At 79.3% G+C, this 421-nt stretch carries 1 protein-coding gene; it reads right to left on the bottom strand.

Translation table 11 applies throughout. The features are described 5' to 3' along the window. Positions 1 to 50: 50 nt before the first annotated feature. Positions 51 to 421 (bottom strand): Beta-galactosidase C-terminal domain (locus ABZY91_RS39260; protein WP_355408704.1); only part of this gene is annotated, 371 nt, incomplete at its 5' end.

Here is a 421-nt window from a genome sequence, read left to right as displayed (position 1 = left end):
CGACCCCCCCGCCCGCGCCGCCCCCGCCCGCGCGCGCCCCCACCACTGTTCTAGCCGGCGTCCGGGGAGTCCTGCTCCCGGACGACGGCGACGTCGCCCGCCCCGACGGTCAGGAGGCCCGTGACCGTCGTGTTCGAGAGGAGCTCGACCCCGCGGCACGCGACCTCGACCGTGTCGTCGGTGTGGTTGAGGACGAACAGCCAGCTGCGCCCGTCCTCCGCCGTGCGGCGGACGACCTCCACCCCGTCGCCGGCGCCCGGCGCCGTACTGCCCACGCCCGCCTCGTCCAGCGCGCCCGCGATCAGCGCCCGCAGCGAGGAGTCGTCGAAGCGGGTGGCGGCGTAGCGTGCGAGGCCGGCGCCCGCGCGGTGGCGCAGCAGGGCCGGCCCGCCCGCCGCGGGGCCGTCGGCGAACCGGGCGT

Origin of the sequence: Kitasatospora sp. NPDC002965, from assembly GCF_040611255.1 — a bacterium.
GTDB lineage: Bacteria > Actinomycetota > Actinomycetes > Streptomycetales > Streptomycetaceae > Kitasatospora.
Note: the sequence above shows the minus strand (reverse complement) of the source record. Positions and strands in the feature narration are given on the sequence as shown.